General features: G+C 69.3%; 18 protein-coding genes. 14 read left to right on the top strand and 4 right to left on the bottom strand.

Going from position 1 to position 19191, the window contains the following annotated elements; all coding sequences use genetic code 11:
- Nucleotides 1–17 precede the first annotated feature (17 nt).
- Complete coding sequence (locus tag OG802_RS06890) at nt 18–1625, top strand: ABC transporter substrate-binding protein (RefSeq protein WP_329408196.1); 1608 nt, start codon at nt 18–20, stop codon at nt 1623–1625.
- Between the two features lie 76 nt (nt 1626–1701).
- Here the strand turns inward: OG802_RS06890 and OG802_RS06885 are convergent, their stop codons facing one another.
- A complete protein-coding gene (locus OG802_RS06885; protein WP_044380401.1) occupies nt 1702–2373 on the bottom strand; it encodes a response regulator in 672 nt (223 codons plus the stop codon).
- A 14-nt stretch (nt 2374–2387) separates the two neighbouring features.
- The gene (locus OG802_RS06880) at nt 2388–3446 is read right to left on the bottom strand and encodes a RecB family exonuclease (RefSeq protein WP_329408191.1); all 1059 of its coding nucleotides are present in this window, start codon (nt 3444–3446) and stop codon (nt 2388–2390) included.
- Nucleotides 3447–3633: 187 nt separating this feature from the next.
- Here OG802_RS06880 and OG802_RS06875 point away from each other — a divergent pair, with 187 nt between their 5' ends.
- From OG802_RS06875 to OG802_RS06865, 3 genes are all read left to right on the top strand, one after another.
- Nucleotides 3634–5139 carry a site-2 protease family protein gene (locus OG802_RS06875; RefSeq protein ID WP_329408188.1) on the top strand — a complete coding sequence of 502 codons (1506 nt, stop codon included), beginning with the start codon at nt 3634–3636 and terminating at the stop codon, nt 5137–5139.
- A 58-nt stretch (nt 5140–5197) separates the two neighbouring features.
- Nucleotides 5198–6100 (top strand): tRNA (adenine-N1)-methyltransferase, encoded by a 903-nt coding sequence (locus tag OG802_RS06870; RefSeq protein WP_329408186.1) that lies wholly within the window; start codon nt 5198–5200, stop codon nt 6098–6100.
- A 235-nt stretch (nt 6101–6335) separates the two neighbouring features.
- Nucleotides 6336–6893: a hypothetical protein gene (locus tag OG802_RS06865; protein ID WP_329408184.1), complete on the top strand. Its 558-nt coding sequence runs from the start codon at nt 6336–6338 to the stop codon at nt 6891–6893.
- A 57-nt stretch (nt 6894–6950) separates the two neighbouring features.
- On the opposite strand, the gene OG802_RS06860 is transcribed toward OG802_RS06865, so the two are convergent.
- Nucleotides 6951–7256: a ferredoxin gene (locus OG802_RS06860; RefSeq protein WP_329408183.1), complete on the bottom strand. Its 306-nt coding sequence runs from the start codon at nt 7254–7256 to the stop codon at nt 6951–6953.
- A gap of 243 nt (nt 7257–7499) precedes the next feature.
- On the opposite strand from OG802_RS06860, the gene arc reads away from it, so the two are divergent.
- The 6 genes from arc (at nt 7500) to prcA (ending at nt 13640) form a co-directional block, all read left to right on the top strand.
- Nucleotides 7500–9266 carry a proteasome ATPase gene (arc, locus tag OG802_RS06855; RefSeq protein WP_329408181.1) on the top strand — a complete coding sequence of 589 codons (1767 nt, stop codon included), beginning with the start codon at nt 7500–7502 and terminating at the stop codon, nt 9264–9266.
- Between the two features lie 233 nt (nt 9267–9499).
- The gene (gene dop / locus OG802_RS06850; RefSeq protein ID WP_443055191.1) at nt 9500–11011 is read left to right on the top strand and encodes a depupylase/deamidase Dop; all 1512 of its coding nucleotides are present in this window, start codon (nt 9500–9502) and stop codon (nt 11009–11011) included.
- Nucleotides 11012–11198: 187 nt separating this feature from the next.
- The gene (locus tag OG802_RS06845) at nt 11199–11417 is read left to right on the top strand and encodes a ubiquitin-like protein Pup (RefSeq protein WP_190148692.1); all 219 of its coding nucleotides are present in this window, start codon (nt 11199–11201) and stop codon (nt 11415–11417) included.
- A 32-nt stretch (nt 11418–11449) separates the two neighbouring features.
- Nucleotides 11450–12043, top strand: a complete 594-nt coding sequence (locus tag OG802_RS06840; RefSeq protein ID WP_329408178.1) for an endonuclease VII domain-containing protein — start codon at nt 11450–11452, stop codon at nt 12041–12043.
- Complete coding sequence (gene prcB / locus OG802_RS06835; RefSeq protein WP_329408176.1) at nt 11995–12840, top strand: proteasome subunit beta; 846 nt, start codon at nt 11995–11997, stop codon at nt 12838–12840. Before OG802_RS06840 ends, prcB begins: the two co-directional genes overlap by 49 nt.
- 62 nt (nt 12841–12902) lie before the next feature.
- Nucleotides 12903–13640, top strand: coding sequence for a proteasome subunit alpha (gene prcA, locus OG802_RS06830; RefSeq protein WP_329408174.1), 738 nt, complete (start codon nt 12903–12905; stop codon nt 13638–13640).
- 92 nt (nt 13641–13732) lie between these two features.
- On the opposite strand, the gene OG802_RS06825 is transcribed toward prcA, so the two are convergent.
- A complete protein-coding gene (locus tag OG802_RS06825) occupies nt 13733–14749 on the bottom strand; it encodes a LacI family DNA-binding transcriptional regulator (RefSeq protein ID WP_329408172.1) in 1017 nt (338 codons plus the stop codon).
- Between the two features lie 119 nt (nt 14750–14868).
- Between OG802_RS06825 and OG802_RS06820 the strand changes: the two genes are divergently transcribed.
- From OG802_RS06820 to OG802_RS06805, 4 genes are all read left to right on the top strand, one after another.
- Entirely contained in the window at nt 14869–16128 is a 1260-nt protein-coding gene (locus tag OG802_RS06820) for an MFS transporter (protein ID WP_329408170.1), read from the top strand.
- Between the two features lie 9 nt (nt 16129–16137).
- Nucleotides 16138–17499: a Pup--protein ligase gene (gene pafA, locus OG802_RS06815; protein WP_069771814.1), complete on the top strand. Its 1362-nt coding sequence runs from the start codon at nt 16138–16140 to the stop codon at nt 17497–17499.
- A 137-nt stretch (nt 17500–17636) separates the two neighbouring features.
- Nucleotides 17637–18641, top strand: coding sequence for an FKBP-type peptidyl-prolyl cis-trans isomerase (locus OG802_RS06810; protein WP_329408166.1), 1005 nt, complete (start codon nt 17637–17639; stop codon nt 18639–18641).
- A gap of 65 nt (nt 18642–18706) precedes the next feature.
- Nucleotides 18707–19078 carry an FKBP-type peptidyl-prolyl cis-trans isomerase gene (locus tag OG802_RS06805; protein WP_329408164.1) on the top strand — a complete coding sequence of 124 codons (372 nt, stop codon included), beginning with the start codon at nt 18707–18709 and terminating at the stop codon, nt 19076–19078.
- Nucleotides 19079–19191: the final 113 nt, after the last annotated feature.

Here is a 19191-nt window from a genome sequence, read left to right as displayed (position 1 = left end):
TCTGGAGAAACTCGAGCATGAACCGTAAGACTTTGGTGCTGCCGGCCGTGGTCGGTCTGCTCGCGCCCGCACTCGCGGCCTGCGGCGGAACCGACGGCGGGAGCGGCAGCGGCGACGCCATCGTCGTCGGCACCACCGACCGGTTCACGGCCACGAAGGACGCCCCGGCCCCGCTCGACCCGGCGTACTCCTACGACGTCGGCACCTGGAACATCCTGCGCCAGACCGTGCAGACGCTGATGATCCAGCCCAAGGGCGAGGGCGAGCCCGTCCCCGAGGCGGCCGAGAGCTGCGGCTTCACCGACACCGGCAACGAGCGCTACTCCTGCAAGCTGCGCAGCGGCCTGAAGTTCGCCAACGGCGACGACGTGACCGCCAAGGACGTCAAGTTCTCCATCGAGCGCGCCCGCTCCATCAAGGCCGACTCCGGCGTCTTCGCCCTGCTGTCCACGATCGACACCATCGAAACGCAGGGCGACAACGAAGTCATCTTCCATCTCAAGACCGCGGACGCGACGTTCCCCTTCAAGCTGTCGACCCCGGTCGCCGGCATCGTCAACCCCGCCGACTACGACAAGAACAAACTGCGCGACGGTTTCGACGTCGACGGATCCGGCCCCTACACCCTCAAGGCCGAGACCGACGGCGACCAGATGACCAAGGCCGTGTTCACCAAGAACCCCCACTACAAGGGGACCCTGACGGTGAACAACGACAACGTCGACATGGTGTCCTTCAAGGACGCCGAGGCCATGGGCACCGCCCTGCAAAAGGGCGACATCGACCTCATGACCCGCACCATGTCGCCGGAGCAGATCCGCAAGCTCTCCGAGTCCTCCGCGAGCGGCGACATCGACCTCGTCGAACTCAACGGCCTCGAGATCCGCTACCTCGCCTTCGACACCACGGACCCCGCGGTCAAGTCCAAGGCCGTGCGCCAGGCGATGGCCCAGATCATCGACCGCAGCCAGCTCGTCTCCGCCGTGTACGGCTCCCAGGCCGAGCCCCTCTACTCGCTCGTCCCGGCCAGCGTCACCGGCCACTCCAACTCGTTCTTCAACACCTACGGCGACCCGAACGTCGGCAAGGCCAAGTCCATGCTGGCCGACGCCGACATCACCACCCCGGTGAAGCTGACGCTGAACTACACGACCGACCACTACGGTCCTGCCACCAAGCAGGAGTTCCAGACCCTGCAGAAGCAGCTCAACGACAGCGGCCTGTTCGACGTCACCATCAAGGGCACCGAGTGGGACTCCTTCATCCCGGCCGAACGCAAGGGTGAGTACGCCGTCTACGGCATGGGCTGGTTCCCCGACTTCCCCGACGCCGACAACTTCGTCGCGCCCTTCCTGGACAAGGACAACTTCCTCAAGTCCCCCTACTCCAACAGCGACATCATCAACAAGCTGATCCCGGCCTCCCGCCGTGAGGCCGACCGCCTCAGCGCCGGCAAGAGCCTGACCGAGGCCCAGGACATCGTCGCCAAGGACGTCCCGATCCTCCCGCTGTGGCAGGGCAAGCAGTACGTCGCCGCCAACAACGACGTCACCGGCACGGCCTACGTGCTCAACTCCTCCGCCACCCTGCAACTGTGGGAGCTCGGCCGCGGCTCCAGCAGCTGACCCACCCCGGACACCACGCACGACGAAGGGCGCCCCCCGCGGGGGGCGCCCTTCACCGTCGCCGGCCATGCCGCGCCTACTGGGCGCCCGGACGCACCAGACCGCTCTCGTACGCGTACACCGCCGCCTGCACCCGGTCGCGCAGCCCCAGCTTCGTCAGCACATGCCCGACATGCGTCTTCACCGTCGTCTCGCTGACGAACAGATCCGCCGCGATCTCCGCGTTCGACAGCCCCCGGGCCACCAGCTTCAGCACCTCCACCTCACGGTCGGTGAGCGTGTGCAGCGTGTCCGGCACCGGCTCGTCGCCCGACGGCAGATGCGTGGCGTACTTGTCCAGCAGCCGGCGCGTGATGCTCGGCGCCAGCATGGCCTCACCCGCGGCCACCACCCGGATCGCCTGCACCAGTTCGACCGCCGGCGCGTCCTTCAGCAGGAACCCGCTCGCCCCCGCCCGCAACGCCTCCACCACGTACTCGTCGAGATCGAACGTCGTCAGCACCAGCACCTTCGCCGGCCCGTCCCGCCCGGGCCCGGTGATCTGACGGGTCGCCTCCACCCCGTCCATCCGCGGCATGCGAATGTCCATCAGCACCACATCGGGCTGCAACGCCCGCACCTGGTCCAGAGCCTGCAGGCCGTCTCCGGCCTCACCGACGACCGCGATGTCCTGCTCGGCCTCCAGAATCATCCGAAAGCCCGTGCGCAGCAGCGGCTGGTCGTCGACCAGTAGGACGCGGATGGCCACATGAATCTCCTTCTCTAGCCCGGCCCCATTCTGCCCTGCGCCCCACCCTCCGACTCGGCCGCCCTCACCGGCTCCGCCGCCGGCGACGCCACCGCCAGCGGATACGGCGGGGGAGTGCCCCCGAACTCCGGACAGTGCGCCTGGTGATCACACCAACCGCACAACTTCGTCGGCCGGGGCCGCCACTCACCCGTCCGCGTCGCCAGCCGGATCGCCTCCCACAACGCGAGCAGCTTGCGCTCCACCCGCTCCAGATCCGCAAGCACCGGGTCGTACGTCAGGACGTCCCCACTGCCCAGGTACACCAGCTGAAGCCGCCGCGGCACCACGTTCTTCAGCCGCCACACCACCAGCGCGTAGAACTTCATCTGGAACAGGGCGCCCTCCGCGTACTCCGGCCGCGGCGCCTTGCCCGTCTTGTAGTCGACGATCCGCACCTCACCCGACGGCGCCACGTCGACCCGGTCGATGATCCCGCGCAGCCGCAGCCCCGACTCCAGCTCCGTCTCCACGAACAGCTCCCGTTCGGCAGGCTCCAACCGCGTCGGATCCTCCAGCGTGAACCAGCGCTCCACCAGCCGCTCCGCCTCCGCCAGCCACCCCGCCAGCCGCTCGCCCTCCGGATCGTCGGCGAACAGCTCCACCACCTCCGGACGGCTCTCGCGCAACCGGTCCCACTGCCCCGGGATCAGCGACTTCGCCCGCGGTGCCGTCCGCTCGGCCGCCGGAGCGTCGAACAGCCGCTCAAGCACCGCGTGCACCAGCGTCCCCCGCGTCGCCGCCGGACTCGGCTTCTCCGGCAGCCGGTCGATCACCCGGAACCGGTACAGCAGCGGGCACTGCATGAAATCACCGGCACGCGACGGCGACAGCGAAGCGGGCGCCACCGCCACCGGCTCCGCCGACTCAGACGCCACCGCCACCGCGACCGGCGCCACTGCCTCCGGCTCCACCGCCGCCACCTGCTCCACCACCTCCGGCGCGGCCGCGACCTCATCCGCCGCCACGGCCGCCGGGCCCTCCACGACACCGCCGCCGCCCACCTGGACGACGTCCTCGCTGCTGCTCTCCATGACCACAGACCTTACGGCCCGCCACCGACAGTCACCCCCTCCCGCACCCCGCCCACCCCTCCGGACACCAGGCCCGCCGGGAAAACACGGGGGGTGCCGGGCGGAACAGATCACCTCCGCCGCATACCATCGGTGCCAGACCCTCCCGCCCGGCACCGGCGGGAGACGCATCGATCGAGGGGACACCGTGGTGGAAAGCGGCGGGAGCGGGCGGCCGCGGCCGGACAACGAACAGTCGGCCGAGCACCCCTCCACACCTGCGTCCCCGGCCACCGACCCCCGGCCGAGCCCGGCCCCGGCCGACGGCCCCCCGGACACCCCCCAACACCCGCCGACGCCGGACGACGACCGCGCCCCCCGCGCCGAACACCCCGACCGCACCCCCGGCGCCACCACGGGCGACGACGCGGCCCCCACAGCCCAGACCCCCCACGCACACCCGGCCCAGCCCGCCGACGCAGCCGACCGCGCCGAGCCCGCCGCCCCCCGCCCCACCCCCCCCGGCCTCCCCAAGGGCCCCCCGCCCGCACGCCCCCCGGAGCAGCCCCGCGGCGGCCTCCTCATGGGCCGCCCCTTCGGCGTCCCCGTCTACGTCGCCCCCAGCTGGTTCCTCGTCGCCGCCCTCATCACCTGGGTCTTCGGCGGCCAGCTCGACCGCGTGCTCCCCGAACTCGGCGCCGCCCGCTACCTCGTCTCCCTCTTCTTCGCCGTCGCCTTCTACGCCTCCGTCCTCATCCACGAACTCGCCCACACCGTCGCCGCCCTCCGCTTCGAACTCCCCGTCCGCCGCATCCAGCTCCAGTTCTTCGGCGGCGTCTCCGAGATCGAGAAGGAAGCCGAGACCCCCGGCCGCGAGTTCTGGCTCGCCTTCGTCGGCCCCCTCCTCTCCCTCGCCCTCTCCGGCCTCTTCTACCTCGCCATGCAGCCCGTCGAGCGCGGCACCGTCCCCGGCGTCCTCCTCGCCGGCCTCATGATCTCCAACCTCATCGTCGCGATCTTCAACCTGCTGCCCGGCCTCCCCCTCGACGGCGGCCGCATGCTCCGCGCCGTCGTCTGGAAGATCACCGGCAAACCCATGAGCGGCACCATCGCCGCCGCCTGGGTCGGCCGCGCCCTCGCCGTCTCCGTCCTCATCGGCCTCCCCCTGCTCACCCAGTCCGGCGCCCTCGGCTCCAGCGCCGAGGACAGCGTCGGCATGGACACCGTCACCGACGCCCTCCTGGCCGCCATCCTCGCCGCCATCATCTGGACCGGCGCCGGAAACAGCCTGCGCATGGCCCGCCTGCGCGAACACCTCCCCGAACTGCGCGCCCGCACCCTCACCCGCCGCGCCGTCCCCGTCGAGACCCACACCCCCCTCTCCGAAGCCCTCCGCCGCGCCAACGACGCCGGCGCCCGCGCCCTCGTCGTCGTCGACGCCCACGGCGAACCCCTCTCCCTCGTCCGGGAAGCCGCCATCGTCGGCGTCCCCGAACACCGCCGCCCCTGGGTCGCCGTCAGCGGCCTCGCCCAGGACCTCACCGACGGCATGCGCGTCTCCGCCGAACTCGCAGGCGAAGACCTCCTCGACGTCCTGCGCGCCACCCCCGCCACCGAATACCTCGTCGTCGAGGAAACCGGAGAGATCTTCGGCGTCCTGTCCGCCGCCGACGTCGAGCGCGCCTTCGTCAAAGCCATGGCCCGCCCCAACTGACCACCCCGCCCCCCGGACGATGGTCGGCGCCCCCGCCAAACGCCGGTAGGCTGGTCACATGTCCGAACCGACCGGTGCCGCCCGCAGGCGCGGGCCCTTCAAGGTCGGGGACCAGGTTCAGCTGACCGACCCCAAGGGCCGCCACTACACGTTCACGCTCGAAGCCGGGAAGAACTTCCACACCCACAAGGGTTCCTTCCCGCACGACGAACTGATCGGCTCACCCGAGGGCAGCGTCGTCCGCACCACCGGGAACGTCGCCTATCTCGCGCTGCGCCCCCTGCTCCCCGACTACGTCCTGTCCATGCCCCGCGGGGCGGCCGTCGTCTACCCCAAGGACGCGGGGCAGATCCTCGCCTTCGCCGACATCTTCGCCGGCGCACGCGTCGTCGAAGCCGGCGTCGGCTCCGGCTCCCTCAGCAGCTTCCTGCTGCGCGCCATCGGCGACCAGGGCATGCTGCACTCCTACGAGCGCCGCGAGGACTTCGCCGAGATCGCCCGGCAGAACGTGGAGCGCTACTTCGGCGGCCCGCACCCCGCCTGGCAGCTCACCGTCGGCGACCTCCAGGACAACCTGAGCGACACCGACGTCGACCGCGTCATCCTCGACATGCTCGCCCCCTGGGAATGCCTCGAAGCCGTCTCCAAGGCACTCGTCCCCGGCGGCATCCTGTGCTGCTACGTCGCCACCACCACCCAGCTCGCCCGGACCGTCGAGTCCATCCGCGAGATCGGCTCCTTCAACGAGCCCACCGCCTGGGAGTCGATGATCCGCAACTGGCACGTCGAAGGCCTCGCCGTCCGCCCGGACCACCGCATGATCGGCCACACCGGCTTCCTGCTCACCGCCCGCCGCCTCGCCGACGGCGTGGAGCCCCCCATGCGCCGCCGCCGCCCCGCCAAGGGCGCCTACGGCGACGACTACTCCGGCCCCAACGCCGACGGAGGCGCCGGCCGCTGAGCGGCACCCCGCACCACCCACAACGACAAGGCGCCGTGGCCGAGTTCCCCCGACCCACCGGGAACTCCACCACGGCGCCTCGCCAGTTCACCCCCGACCCGGGCCGCCCGCCCCCGGCCGCCCGACCCCTGCGTCCGAAATCCCGCACCCCGGCGTTCCCCCGCCCTGTGACGTGTGGCACGATGCTGGCCAATCCCCCCACCCCACCGGCACAGCCCCGCAGGAGACACCCGTAGTGCAGCACTCCGCCGTCCCGGAACTGGCACACACCCACACCCGGCCCATCCACTGGGTCGCGACCGCCACCGCCGTCGCCGGCGTCGTCGCCCTCTCCTCACTGCTGCAGCCCGGACCCGCCACGGCCGCCCAGGCCCCCGGCCCGCCCGCCGCGGCCCCCGCCACCACCGGCGTCGACTTCCCCCTGCACTGCGGCCCCGTCACCGCACTCGTCGTCAAGAAGGCCACCGGCGACCTCGACGGCGACGGCACCCCCGAAACCGTCGCCGTCGTCCACTGCGACGCCCCCATGGGCACCCCGCCCGACGGCGTCTACGTCCTCACCCGCGGCCCCCGCGACACCCACGCGCGCGTCGTCGCCACCCTCGTCGACCCCAAGGCCCGCAACACCGTCACCGACCTCACCGTCGCCGACGGAGCCGTCGCGGCCACCCTCCTCGGCTACTCCACCCCCGACGTCCCCAGCTGCTGCCCCGACGTCAAGGACCACGCCCGCTGGCAGTGGAAGGACCACAAGTTCCTGCGCACCACCCCCGCCGGCGCCCGCAGCGTCTGACCCGGGCCGTTCGCCCTGTGAGAAATCAGACAGCCGTCACCGCGCGAACCAGCACGCTCACTCCGCGTCCGGACCGTAGACCTCGACCCCGTCCGCAACGCGGCGCACATGAATGCAGTCGCCCGGACACTCCCGCGCCGAGTCCACCACGTCCACCAGCAACGGCAACGGCACCGGCGTCACCGCCCCCTTGGCCTGCAACAGCTCGTCCTGCTCACCCTTCACATACGCCAGCCCGTCGATGTCCAGCTCGAACACCTCCGGCGCGTACTGCGCACAGATCCCGTCACCGGTACAGAGATCCTGATCGATCCACACCTCCAGGGCCTCGCCATCGACACCGGCCTCCTGCTGCACGCCCATAACTCCTGCCGTTTACCGTCGAACCGCCAGGGAACCATGCAGGCTCTGACGGGTGTTGAACACTTCGACCCTACCCTCGGCCGCTTTCCAATCATGTTCGGTGGGTATTCCCCTGGCGTGAGGGAGAGCGCAAGGGTGAAGATCGGACACACCCCGACAGTCTTTGTGATCTAGGGGTTTCAATCGACACCCACCCAGGTAGGGTCTGGAAGCGTCCAGCTCCCCTTGGAGGAGGTGAGGACCGTGGCAGCCCACGACGACGACATGAACCGCGGCATCCGCCCGGGACGAGGGTCCGACGACCCGTCCGGGCAGATTGCCTACCTTGAGCAGGAGATCGCCGTCCTGCGACGCAAGCTCGCCGACTCTCCGCGACACACGAGGATTCTCGAAGAGCGGATCGTCGAGCTGCAGACCAATCTGGCCGGCGTGTCCGCCCAGAACGAGCGACTCGCCAACACGCTCCGCGAGGCCCGCGACCAGATCGTGGCCCTCAAGGAAGAAGTCGACCGGCTCGCCCAGCCGCCGGCCGGCTTCGGAGTCTTCCTCACGGCGAACGAGGACGGCACCGCCGACATCTTCACCGGCGGCCGCAAACTCCGCGTGAACGTCAGCCCCGGCGTCGAACTCGACGAACTCCGGCGCGGCCAGGAAGTCATGCTCAACGAAGCGCTCAACGTGGTCGAGGCCATGGAATACGAGCGCGTCGGCGACATCGTCACCCTCAAGGAGATCCTCGAGGACGGCGAACGAGCCCTGGTGCTCGGACACACCGACGAAGAACGAGTGGTCAGGCTCGCCGAGCCCCTGCTGGACGTCACCATCCGGCCCGGCGACGCCCTCCTGCTCGAACCCCGCTCCGGGTACGTCTACGAGATCGTCCCCAAGAGCGAGGTCGAGGAACTCGTCCTCGAAGAGGTCCCCGACATCGGCTACGAGCAGATCGGCGGCCTCGGCGGACAGATCGAGATGATCCGCGACGCCGTCGAGCTGCCCTACCTCTACCCCGACCTCTTCAAGGAGCACGAGCTCCGCCCGCCCAAGGGCGTCCTCCTCTACGGACCCCCCGGATGCGGCAAGACGCTCATCGCCAAGGCCGTCGCCAACTCGCTGGCCAAGAAGGTCGCCGAAGTCACCGGCCAGGCCACCGGCAAGAGCTTCTTCCTCAACATCAAGGGCCCCGAGCTCCTCAACAAGTACGTCGGCGAGACCGAACGCCAGATCCGCCTCGTCTTCCAGCGCGCCCGGGAGAAGGCCTCCGAGGGCACCCCCGTCATCGTCTTCTTCGACGAGATGGAATCCCTCTTCCGCACCCGCGGCTCCGGCGTCAGCTCCGACGTCGAGAACACCATCGTCCCGCAGCTCCTCGCCGAGATCGACGGCGTCGAAGGCCTGCAGAACGTGGTCGTCATCGGCGCCTCCAACCGCGAGGACATGATCGACCCCGCCATCCTGCGCCCCGGCCGCCTCGACGTGAAGATCAAGATCGAGCGCCCGGACGCCGAAGCGGCCAAGGACATCTTCCAGAAGTACCTCACCGAACGCCTCCCCCTGCACTCCGATGACGTGGGCGAACACGGCGGCGACAGGACCACCACCGTCCAGAGCATGATCCAGACGGCAGTGGAACACATGTACGCCGAATCCGAGGAGAACCGCTTCCTGGAGGTCACCTACGCAAACGGCGACAAGGAAGTCCTCTACTTCAAGGACTTCAACTCCGGCGCCATGATCGAGAACATCGTCGGCCGCGCCAAGAAGATGGCCATCAAGGACTTCCTCGACAAGAACCAGAAGGGCCTGCGCGTCTCCCACCTCCTCCAGGCATGCGTGGACGAGTTCAAGGAGAACGAGGACCTCCCCAACACCACCAACCCCGACGACTGGGCCCGCATCTCCGGAAAGAAGGGCGAACGGATCGTCTACATCCGCACCCTCATCACCGGAAAGCAGGGCGCGGACACCGGACGCTCCATCGACACGGTGGCGAACACCGGACAGTACCTGTAAAAACAGGGCGGCTGCGGGTGCCCACCACGGGTACCCGCAGCCGACTGCTTTCCGGGCCACGGCTGGAGCAAGGCAATGACGCAAATGATCTCCCCACCAGCGCAGAGGCGTTCTAGGCTCTTCCGTACCGCCGGGTCGCTAGTTGCGGGGACGGGCACCGCACACGCACCGGAGCACCACCGGTATCTGAGCGGCGCCCACGACCGAGGGTGCCGCCGGGCAAGGAGGGCCGCATGACCGTACGGCGAGTAATGGGCATCGAGACGGAGTACGGCATCTCCGTCCCCGGCCACCCCAACGCCAATGCCATGCTCACCTCGTCCCAGATCGTCAACGCCTACGCGGCGGCGATGCACCGGGCCCGCCGGGCCCGCTGGGACTTCGAGGAGGAGAACCCGCTGCGGGACGCGCGTGGCTTCGACCTCGCCCGCGAGACCGCCGACTCCAGCCAGCTCACCGACGAGGACATCGGCCTCGCCAACGTCATCCTCACCAACGGCGCACGCCTCTACGTCGACCACGCACACCCCGAATACAGCGCCCCCGAGGTCACCAACCCCCGCGACGCCGTCCTGTGGGACAAGGCCGGCGAACGCATCATGGCCGAGGCCGCCGAACGGGCCGCCGCGCTCCCCGGCGCCCAGCCCATCCACCTCTACAAGAACAACACCGACAACAAGGGCGCCTCCTACGGCACCCACGAGAACTACCTGATGAAGCGGGAGACCGCCTTCTCGGACATCGTGCGCCACCTGACGCCCTTCTTCGTCTCCCGCCAGGTCTTCGCCGGCGCGGGCCGCGTGGGCATCGGCCAGGACGGCCACGAACACGGCTTCCAGCTCAGCCAGCGCGCCGACTACTTCGAGGTCGAGGTCGGCCTCGAGACGACGCTGAAACGCCCCATCATCAACACCCGCGACGAACCGCACGCCGACGCCGAGAAGTACCGCCGCCTCCACGTGATCATCGGCGACGCCAACCTCTCCGAGATCAGCACCTACCTCAAGCTCGGCACCACGGCCCTCGTCCTGTCGATGATCGAGGACGGCTTCATCGCCGTCGACCTCGCCGTCGACCAGCCCGTCCGCACCCTCCACCAGGTCTCCCACGACCCCGGCCTCAAGCGCCTGGTCACCCTCCGCAGCGGTCGCACACTCACCGCCGTCCAGCTGCAGATGGAGTACTACGAGCTGTCGCGCAAATACGTCGAGGAACGCTTCGGCGCGGACGCCGACGACCAGACCAAGGACGTCCTCGCCCGCTGGGAGGACACCCTCACGCGCCTCGAGAACGACCCCATGAGCCTCGCCGGCGAACTGGACTGGGTCGCCAAACGCGAGGTCATGGAGGGCTACCGGCGCCGCGACGACCTCGACTGGGACGCCGCCCGCCTCCACCTCGTCGACCTCCAGTACGCCGACGTCAGGGCCGAGAAGGGCATCTACAACCGCCTCGTGGCCCGCGGCCGCATCAAACGCCTCCTGGACGAGTCCGAGGTCGACAGGGCCGTCTCCAAGCCCCCGGAGGACACCCGCGCGTACTTCCGCGGCCGCTGCCTGGAGCAGTACGCCGACGACGTCGCCGCGGCCTCCTGGGACTCCGTGATCTTCGACCTGCCCGGCCGGGACTCGCTCCAGCGCGTCCCAACCCTGGAACCCCTTCGCGGAACGCGAAATCACGTCAAGGAGCTCCTGGACCGCTGCCGCACCGCGGAAGACCTGGTCAGGGTCCTGTCGGGCAGCTGAACCGTGACCCGGACGGAACCTGCCCGACGGGTGGGACGCCTCCCGTCCGGGAATCATCGAGATGGGCCTCGTACGTTGACGCAACTGCGGGGCCGATGTCGGACCGGGCTTGTAGGGTCTGATCATCACCGATCGGCAGGAATGCCGACCTGTCGACCATGTCGGGCGAAAGAGCGGGGTGAGGGTAATGGCGACCAAGGACACCGGCGGCGGCCAGCAGAAGGCGACGCACTCCACGGAGGAGGTCGAGGAGCAGGCCGCGGAGACGCAGGGCTCCGAGGACCTCAAGGAGCGCCACGAGAAGCTGAGCGACGACGTCGACTCGGTTCTTGACGAAATTGACGATGTACTCGAGGAAAATGCCGAGGATTTCGTTCGAAGTTTCGTTCAAAAGGGCGGCGAGTAGCCTTCGAATCGAAGGTTGCGGGGGACTCTGGGTTGGCAAGCGAAGAAGGTGCGAAGCGTTGCTCGCGGTGCAATGAGATCAGGTCGCGAGCAGCCTTCGCCAGCAACAAAGCAGCCCGGGACGGGTTGCAGGCCTATTGCCGTGAGTGCTGGGCGGCCTACCACCAGGCCCGGCAGGTGGCCCAGGGAAGGAATGTGCGGCCCCGCGTGGATACGCCCGAGGGGAACAAGTTCTGCCGCAGCTGCGAGGAGGTCAAGCCGCACCGCGAGTGGCACCGCAACGCCACGGCGTCCGACGGCCTTGCGACCTGCTGCAAGGCTTGCAAAGCCGTCAAGGGGCGGCGTGGGCATCTGAAGCGCCAGTACGGCATGACCGAAGCCGAGCGCGACGCCATGGTCGCCTCCCAGAAGGGGCTCTGCGTGATCTGCCTGAAAGCCCCGGCCGTCCATGTGGATCACTGCCACGAGACGGGTAGGGTCCGAGGCGTACTGTGCTTCAACTGCAATTCGGCCATCGGCAAGTTGGGAGACGACCCCGACGCTGTGCGTCGGGCAGCCGCCTACCTGGAGGGAACTTCGTGGAAGCCAACACTCGTAGCACCGGGCGTCTACCAGCTGCCTTCCTGACGCCTGGGTCCTCGTCCTTCATGGACTTCCTCTCCGAGCACCAGCCGGAGATGCTGCCCGGCAAGCGGCAGCTGCCCCCGACGCAGGGTGTCATCGAGGCTCCGCACGGCACGACGATCGTGGCCGTCACGTTCCCCGGGGGCGTGGTGCTCGCCGGTGACCGGCGCGCCACGATGGGCAACGTCATCGCGCAGCGGGACATCGAGAAGGTGTTCCCGGCCGACGAGTACTCGGCCGTGGGCATCGCCGGCACGGCGGGTCTGGCCGTGGAGATGGTGAAGCTGTTCCAGCTGGAGCTGGAGCACTTCGAGAAGGTCGAGGGGGCGCAGCTCTCGCTGGAGGGCAAGGCGAACCGGTTGTCGGCCATGATCCGGTCGAATCTGGGCATGGCGATGCAGGGTCTGGCGGTGGTGCCGTTGTTCGCCGGTTTCGACGTGGGCCGGGACCGGGGCCGGATCTTCTCGTACGACGTGACGGGCGGCCGGTCGGAGGAGCATCACTTCGCGGCGACGGGTTCGGGTTCGGTGTTCGCGCGGGGGGCGATGAAGAAGCTCTACCGGGACGATCTGTCGGAGGAGCAGGCCACGACGTTGGTGGTGCAGGCCCTGTACGACGCGGCGGACGACGATTCGGCGACGGGTGGTCCCGATGTGGCGCGCCGGATCTTCCCGATCGTCACCGTGATCACCGAGGACGGTTTCCGTCGGCTGACCGACGATGAGTCGTCGGCGATCGCCCGTTCCATCATCGAGCGTCGTCTGGAGCAGCCGGACGGCCCGCGTGCCGCTCTGCTGTAGTCGGCGGGCTTGTTCTTGTCCCAGGTGATCCAGTGACTTCGACAGAAAGGGACGGTTAACCGGTGTCGACGCCGTTCTATGTCTCTCCCCAGCAGGCGATGGCGGATCGCGCGGAGTATGCGCGCAAGGGCATCGCCCGTGGCCGCAGCCTGGTCGTGCTGCAGTATGCCGACGGGATCGTGTTCGTCGGTGAGAATCCGTCCCGTGCCCTGCACAAGTTCAGTGAGATCTATGACCGGATCGGTTTCGCGGCCGCCGGGAAGTACAACGAGTACGAGAATCTGCGGATCGGTGGTGTGCGGTATGCCGATCTGCGGGGTTACACCTATGACCGTGACGATGTGACGGCGCGTGGTCTGGCGAACGTGTATGCGCAGACGCTGGGCACGATCTTCTCCTCGGCGGGTGAGAAGCCGTACGAGGTGGAGCTGGTCGTCGCGGAGGTGGGTGAGACCGCGGACGGTGATCAGATCTACCGGTTGCCGCATGACGGGTCGATCGTGGACGAGCACGGTTCGGTCGCGGTGGGTGGCAATGCGGAGCAGATCAGCAGTTTCCTGGATCAGCGTCATCAGGACGGGATGAGTCTGGCGGACGCGTTGAAGCTGGCCGTTCAGGCGTTGTCGCGGGACACGAACGGTACGCAGCGGGAGATTCCGGCGGAGCGGCTGGAGGTGGCGGTGCTGGACCGTACGCGTCCGCAGCAGCGGAAGTTCAAGCGGATCGTGGGGCGTCAGCTGGGCCGGTTGCTGGAGACGGACGGTGCGTCGACGGAGGCGGAGAGCTCCGACGAGGAGTAGGCGGCGTCGGGGGCCCGTCCTGGTGTCCTGGTCCGTGTGCGTTTCTTGTTCCTGTGTGCCCCGGTCGGGTCGTCGGCCGGGGCACAGGGCGTTCAGGGGGCGCTGGGCGGGGCCGTGGAGGCGCGGACGACGAGGTGGACGGGGATGTCGGTGTCGTCGGGTGTGCGGCCTTCCAGGACGTCGAGGAGGGCTTGCATGCCGCGTTCGCCGAAGAGCTCGGCGTCGAGCCGGACGGTGGTGAGTTCGGGGTCGAGGGCGGTGGCGAGGGCGAGGTCGTCGAGGCCGGTGACGGAGACGTCGTCGGGGATGCGCAGGCCGAGGCGGCGCAGGGCTTTGTAGGCGCCGGCGGCGAGTTTGTCGTCGTCGCAGATGACGGCGGTGGGGCGGGGGCCGGGTGCGGCGAGGGCGTGCTGGGCGGCGGTGCGGGCTTCGTCGATGGAGATGGGTGCGGGTGCGGTGCGCAGGGTGGTGCCGGGGGTGGCGGTGATGCGGGTGGTGAGGGCGTGGGCGCGGACGTCGAAGGTCCAGGAGGGGACGTCCGCGGCGAGGTGGAGGAAGTGGCGGTGGCCGAGGGTGAGGAGGTGGTCGGCGAGTTGGCGGGCGCCGTCGGCGATGTCGAGGTTGACGGTGGCGGCGCCGAGGCTTCCGGCGGGGTCGCTGTCGAGCATGACGAGGGGGAGCTGGTCGCCGCGGAGGGCGGTGAGGGCGTCGGCTGCCATGGAGGAGGCGAGGATGCCGTCCAGGGCGGCCTGGGCGGAGGCGAAGGGGTCGCGGGCGGGGCCGATGCCTTCCGGGGAGGGGTAGAGGACGACGCCGAAGCCGTGTGCGGCGGCGACGCGTGCGGCTCCGGTGTAGACGCCGGCGAAGAATTCGGTGGTGAGGGCGGGGACGACGAGGAGGACGGTGCGGGTGCGGCCGAGGCGGAGGTTGCGGGCGGCGAGGTTGGGGCGGTAGCCGAGGTCGCGGGCGGCGTCGCGTACGCGCTGGGCGGTGGTCTCGGAGACGCGGCCGCGCCATTTGTCGCCGAGGACGAGGGAGACGGCGGCCTGGGAGACGCCGGCGGCCTGGGCGACGTCGCGGCTCGTGGGGCGGGTGCTGCCTCGTGCCACGGTGGGCCTGCGCTTTCGTCTGGACTGGCGAACAGCGCACATGGTACGTATGACCAGACGCGTTATACGTAAAACTTCGGGGTGGCTCACTGCCTCGGGCGAGGTGAGGGGGGCGGGCCATGGCCGCGGGGTACGGGGAGATCCTCAGGACGAGGCATGCGGCCCGGTTGCTGGCGGGCACGCTGGTGGGCCGGTTGCCGAACGCCACGGCCGCGATCGCGATCGTGCTGTTCGTGCGGGCGGAGGGCGGCACGTACAGCCTGGCGGGGGCGCTGGCGGCGGTGTACGGCGTGGCGAACGCCGTGGGGCAGCCGTTGCTGGGGCGGCTGGTCGACGTGTACGGGCAGCCGCGGGTGCAGTTGCCGGCGGCGTCGGCCTCGGCGCTCGCGATGGCGGTGTTCGCGTTCGCGGGCACCGGTTCGCCGCCGGTGGCGTACGGGGCGGTGGCCGCGGCGGGGCTGTTCACGCCGCCGCTGGAGGGCGGGCTGCGCGCTCTGTGGCCGGCGGTGCTGCGGCGGGAGGAGCAGGTGCACACGGCGTATGCGATGGACGCGGTGGCGCAGGAGGTGATGTTCACCGTCGGGCCGTTGCTGGTGACGGTGTGCGTGTCGGTGTGGTCGGCCCAGGTCGCGCTGCTGGTGCTGAACGGGCTGGGGGTGCTGGGCGCGCTGTGGGTGGTCGTGTCGCCGCCTTCGCGCGCGTGGCGGTCGGCTCCGCGTGAGGCGCACTGGCTGGGCGCGCTGCGGTCGCCGGGTCTGCTGGCGCTGCTGGGGGCGTTCCTGTTCGTGGGGGTGGCGCTGGGGTCGATCACGGTGGCGTCGGTTCCGTACGCGGACGGTCACGGCGGGGGCGCGGTGTACGGCTGGCTGATGGCGGCGCTGGGGCTGGGCGCTCTGGTGGGCGGTGTGGTGTACGGGGCGCGGCGGTGGGCGGGGTCGCCGGAGCGGCGGCTGGTGGGTCTGGTGGCCGCCCTGGCGGTGTGTTACCTGCCGTTGATGCTGATGCCGGGCGCGGTGGCGATGGTGGCGCTGACGGCGTTGGCGGGGGTGTTCCTGGCTCCCGCGATCGCGTGTGCGTTCGTCATCGTGGACCGGCACGCGCCGCGGGGGACGGTGACGGAGGCGTTCTCGTGGCTGGTGACGACGTTCACGGTGGGCGCGTCGGTGGGGACGGGTCTGGCGGGTCCGGTCGTGGAGGCCGGGGGCGCGTTGTGGGGGTTCGCGGTGCCGGGTGCGGCGGGGGCCGTGTCGTTGGTGGTTTTGCTGGCCACGGGGCGGGTAATGGGAGTTCCGGCCGGAAGCGGGGTGGTTGCGGCTTCATCGGAAAATGATCCGAACCGTGCTGCCGAACCCCGTTTCAGTTCAGGGGATCGGGCGTAATGTTCACTCATGGACCGCCGCATTTTCGGGCTGGAGAACGAGTACGGCGTCACATGTACGTTCAGGGGACAGCGTCGGCTGTCTCCCGACGAGGTGGCGCGGTACCTCTTCCGCCGTGTCGTGTCATGGGGCCGAAGCAGCAATGTCTTTCTGCGGAACGGCGCCCGCCTCTATCTCGACGTGGGTTCGCATCCGGAATACGCGACACCGGAATGTGACAACGTGACCGAGCTGGTCACCCACGACAAGGCCGGCGAGCGCATTCTCGAGGGACTCCTGGTGGACGCGGAGCGACGCCTGCACGAGGAAGGAATCGCGGGCGACGTCTACCTCTTCAAGAACAACACGGACTCGGCGGGCAACTCCTATGGTTGCCACGAAAACTATCTGGTGGCGCGGCACGGGGAGTTCTCCCGGCTCGCGGACATCCTGATCCCGTTCCTGGTGACCCGGCAGTTGCTGTGCGGGGCGGGCAAGGTGCTGCAGACGCCTCGCGGGGCGGTGTACTGCGTCAGCCAGCGGGCCGAGCACATCTGGGAGGGCGTGTCCTCGGCGACGACGCGCTCGCGGCCCATCATCAACACGCGGGACGAGCCGCACGCGGACGCGGAGCGGTACCGGCGGCTGCACGTCATCGTGGGTGACTCGAACATGTCCGAGACGACGATGCTGCTGAAGGTCGGCGCGACGGATCTGGTGCTGCGCATGATCGAGGCGGGCACGGTGATGCGGGATCTGACGCTGGAGAACCCGATCCGGGCGATCCGCGAGGTCAGTCACGACATCACGGGCCGGCGCAAGGTGCGGCTGGCGAGCGGGCGTGAGGCCTCGGCGCTGGAGGTGCAGCGGGAGTACTACGAGAAGGCCGTGGACTTCGTCGAGCGCCGGGGGATCCGTACCGGCACGGTCGACCAGGTGCTGGAGCTGTGGGGCCGCACGCTGGACGCGATCGAGGCGGAGGATCTCGACCGGATCGGCACCGAGATCGACTGGGTGATGAAGTACCAGCTCATCGAGCGGTACCGGGCCAAGCACAACATGACGATGTCGCATCCGCGGGTGGCGCAGATAGACCTCGCCTACCACGACATCCACCGTCGTCGTGGTCTGTACTACCTGCTGGAGCGCAAGGGGCAGGCGGCGCGGATCTGCAACGACCTGAAGATCTTCGAGGGCAAGTCGGTGCCGCCGCAGACGACTCGGGCGCGGTTGCGCGGTGACTTCATCCGGCGTGCGCAGGAGCAGCGCCGGGACTTCACGGTGGACTGGGTGCATCTGAAGCTGAACGACCAGGCGCAGCGCACGGTGCTGTGCAAGGACCCGTTCCGTTCGGTGGACGACCGGGTGGAGAAGCTGATCGCCGGCATGTGAGCGGGGGTTGCGCGCGCGTGCTCCGCGCGGGCGCGGAACGCAACACGGGCACCGTACGTTTCCCGTACGGTGCCCGTTCCACGTCGTAGAGTTGCGCGCACTCCATCCGAAGATCGACCGATTACGAGGCTTTCATCGTGCGCCGACGCTCCCTCATCCTTGCCGCCGTTCCCGCGGGACTGGTCACGCTGTCCGCGTGCGGTGACGACAAGTCCGATTCGAGCAAGGCGAGCGACAAGGCGTCGCCCTCGGCCTCGGGGCCGTCGGCGCCGCCTCCGCCGAAGATCGTGGACGGTCCGCTGCCGGCGATCACGGCGGGGGTGAAGTTCGGTGAGAAGCCGACGGTGGCGAAGGGTCCGGGCAAGCCGTCGGATCAGCTGGCGGTCAGGACGGCGATCGCGGGCAGCGGGAAGACGGTCGCGGAGAACGACTACATCCAGGCCGACTATCTGGCGCAGGTGTGGGACACGGCGAGGGTCCTCACCAACACCTACGACCACAAGGTGCCGCTGCTGACGCAGCTCGCGCAGGGCAGCACCCTGGAGGGCTGGCGCTATGCGCTGACGGGGAAGAAGGTGGGCAGCCGGGTGGAGTTCGCGGTGCCGCCGGCCTGGGCGTTCGGCAAGCAGGGCAACCCGCAGCTGGAGGTGAAGGGCACGGACACGCTGGTGTTCGTGTTCGACATCAAGGACTCGTTCGGCGCGAAGAGTTCGGCCAAGGGCAAGGACGTGCCGCAGGACACGGCCGGTGTGCCGAAGGTGGGCACGAACACCGACGGCAAGGCGCCCTCGATCGACGTCCCGAAGACGAAGGCGCCGGCGAAGCTGGTGTCGGAGTACGTGATCGAGGGGGACGGGCCCGTGGTCGGGGCGGCCGACACGGTGCTGGTGCAGTACAAGGGCGTCCTGTGGGACACGGGCAAGGAGTTCGACTCGACGTACGGCCGTGGTGCGCTGACGTCGTTCTCGTTGCAGCAGGTGGTCAAGGGCTGGGCGCAGGGACTGACCGGCAAGAAGGTGGGCAGTCGGGTGCTCGTCGTGGTGCCGCCGTCGCTGGGTTACGGCGACAAGCCGCCGAGCGGCAGCGGTATCGAGAAGGACTCCACGATGGTGTTCTCGGTGGACCTCCTCGCGAAGATGTGAGGTCGCCGAAGGTGTAAGACTGTCCGTGTTGTTGCCTTTACGTGAGACGTGCAGGAGCCAGTGACGTGAGCATTGACAAGCCCGAGATCGACTTTCCCGGCGGCGAGCCCCCGGCGGACCTGGAGATCAAGGACATCTGGGAGGGCGACGGCGAGGTTGCGCAGGCCGGTCAGAACGTCACCGTCCACTACGTGGGTGTCGCGTTCAGCACCGGTGAGGAGTTCGACGCCAGCTGGAACCGTGGGACGCCGTTCCGCTTCCCGCTGGGCGGCGGCCGGGTCATCAAGGGCTGGGACCAGGGCGTGCAGGGCATGAAGGTCGGCGGGCGCCGCCAGCTGACCATCCCGGCCCACCTCGCCTACGGCGACCAGAGCCCGACGCCGGCGATCAAGCCCGGTGAGACGCTGATCTTCGTCGTGGACCTGCTCGGCGTCTGACCGGTGCACATGCGGTCCGCGCCGATCGCGGTGTGACCGGTGCCGATCATCCGGGGCCCATGCCTGCCCGGGCATGGGCCCTCGGCTTTTGTCCGGGCACCGCGGGGCGGTAC

Origin of the sequence: Streptomyces sp. NBC_00704, from assembly GCF_036226605.1 — a bacterium.
Classification (GTDB): Bacteria; Actinomycetota; Actinomycetes; order Streptomycetales; family Streptomycetaceae; genus Streptomyces.
Note: the sequence above shows the minus strand (reverse complement) of the source record. Positions and strands in the feature narration are given on the sequence as shown.

Coding starts and splice junctions, on each gene's coding strand:
- OG802_RS06870 (WP_329408186.1), top strand. CDS start 5,198: ATGTCCGAACCGACCGGTGCCGCCCGCAGGCGCGGGCCCTTCAAGGTC.
- pafA (WP_069771814.1), top strand. CDS start 16,138: ATGGACCGCCGCATTTTCGGGCTGGAGAACGAGTACGGCGTCACATGT.
- OG802_RS06890 (WP_329408196.1), top strand. CDS start 18: ATGAACCGTAAGACTTTGGTGCTGCCGGCCGTGGTCGGTCTGCTCGCG.
- OG802_RS06860 (WP_329408183.1), bottom strand. CDS start 7,256: ATGGGCGTGCAGCAGGAGGCCGGTGTCGATGGCGAGGCCCTGGAGGTG.
- OG802_RS06820 (WP_329408170.1), top strand. CDS start 14,869: ATGGCCGCGGGGTACGGGGAGATCCTCAGGACGAGGCATGCGGCCCGG.
- dop (WP_443055191.1), top strand. CDS start 9,500: ATGACCGTACGGCGAGTAATGGGCATCGAGACGGAGTACGGCATCTCC.
- OG802_RS06880 (WP_329408191.1), bottom strand. CDS start 3,446: ATGGAGAGCAGCAGCGAGGACGTCGTCCAGGTGGGCGGCGGCGGTGTC.
- OG802_RS06845 (WP_190148692.1), top strand. CDS start 11,199: ATGGCGACCAAGGACACCGGCGGCGGCCAGCAGAAGGCGACGCACTCC.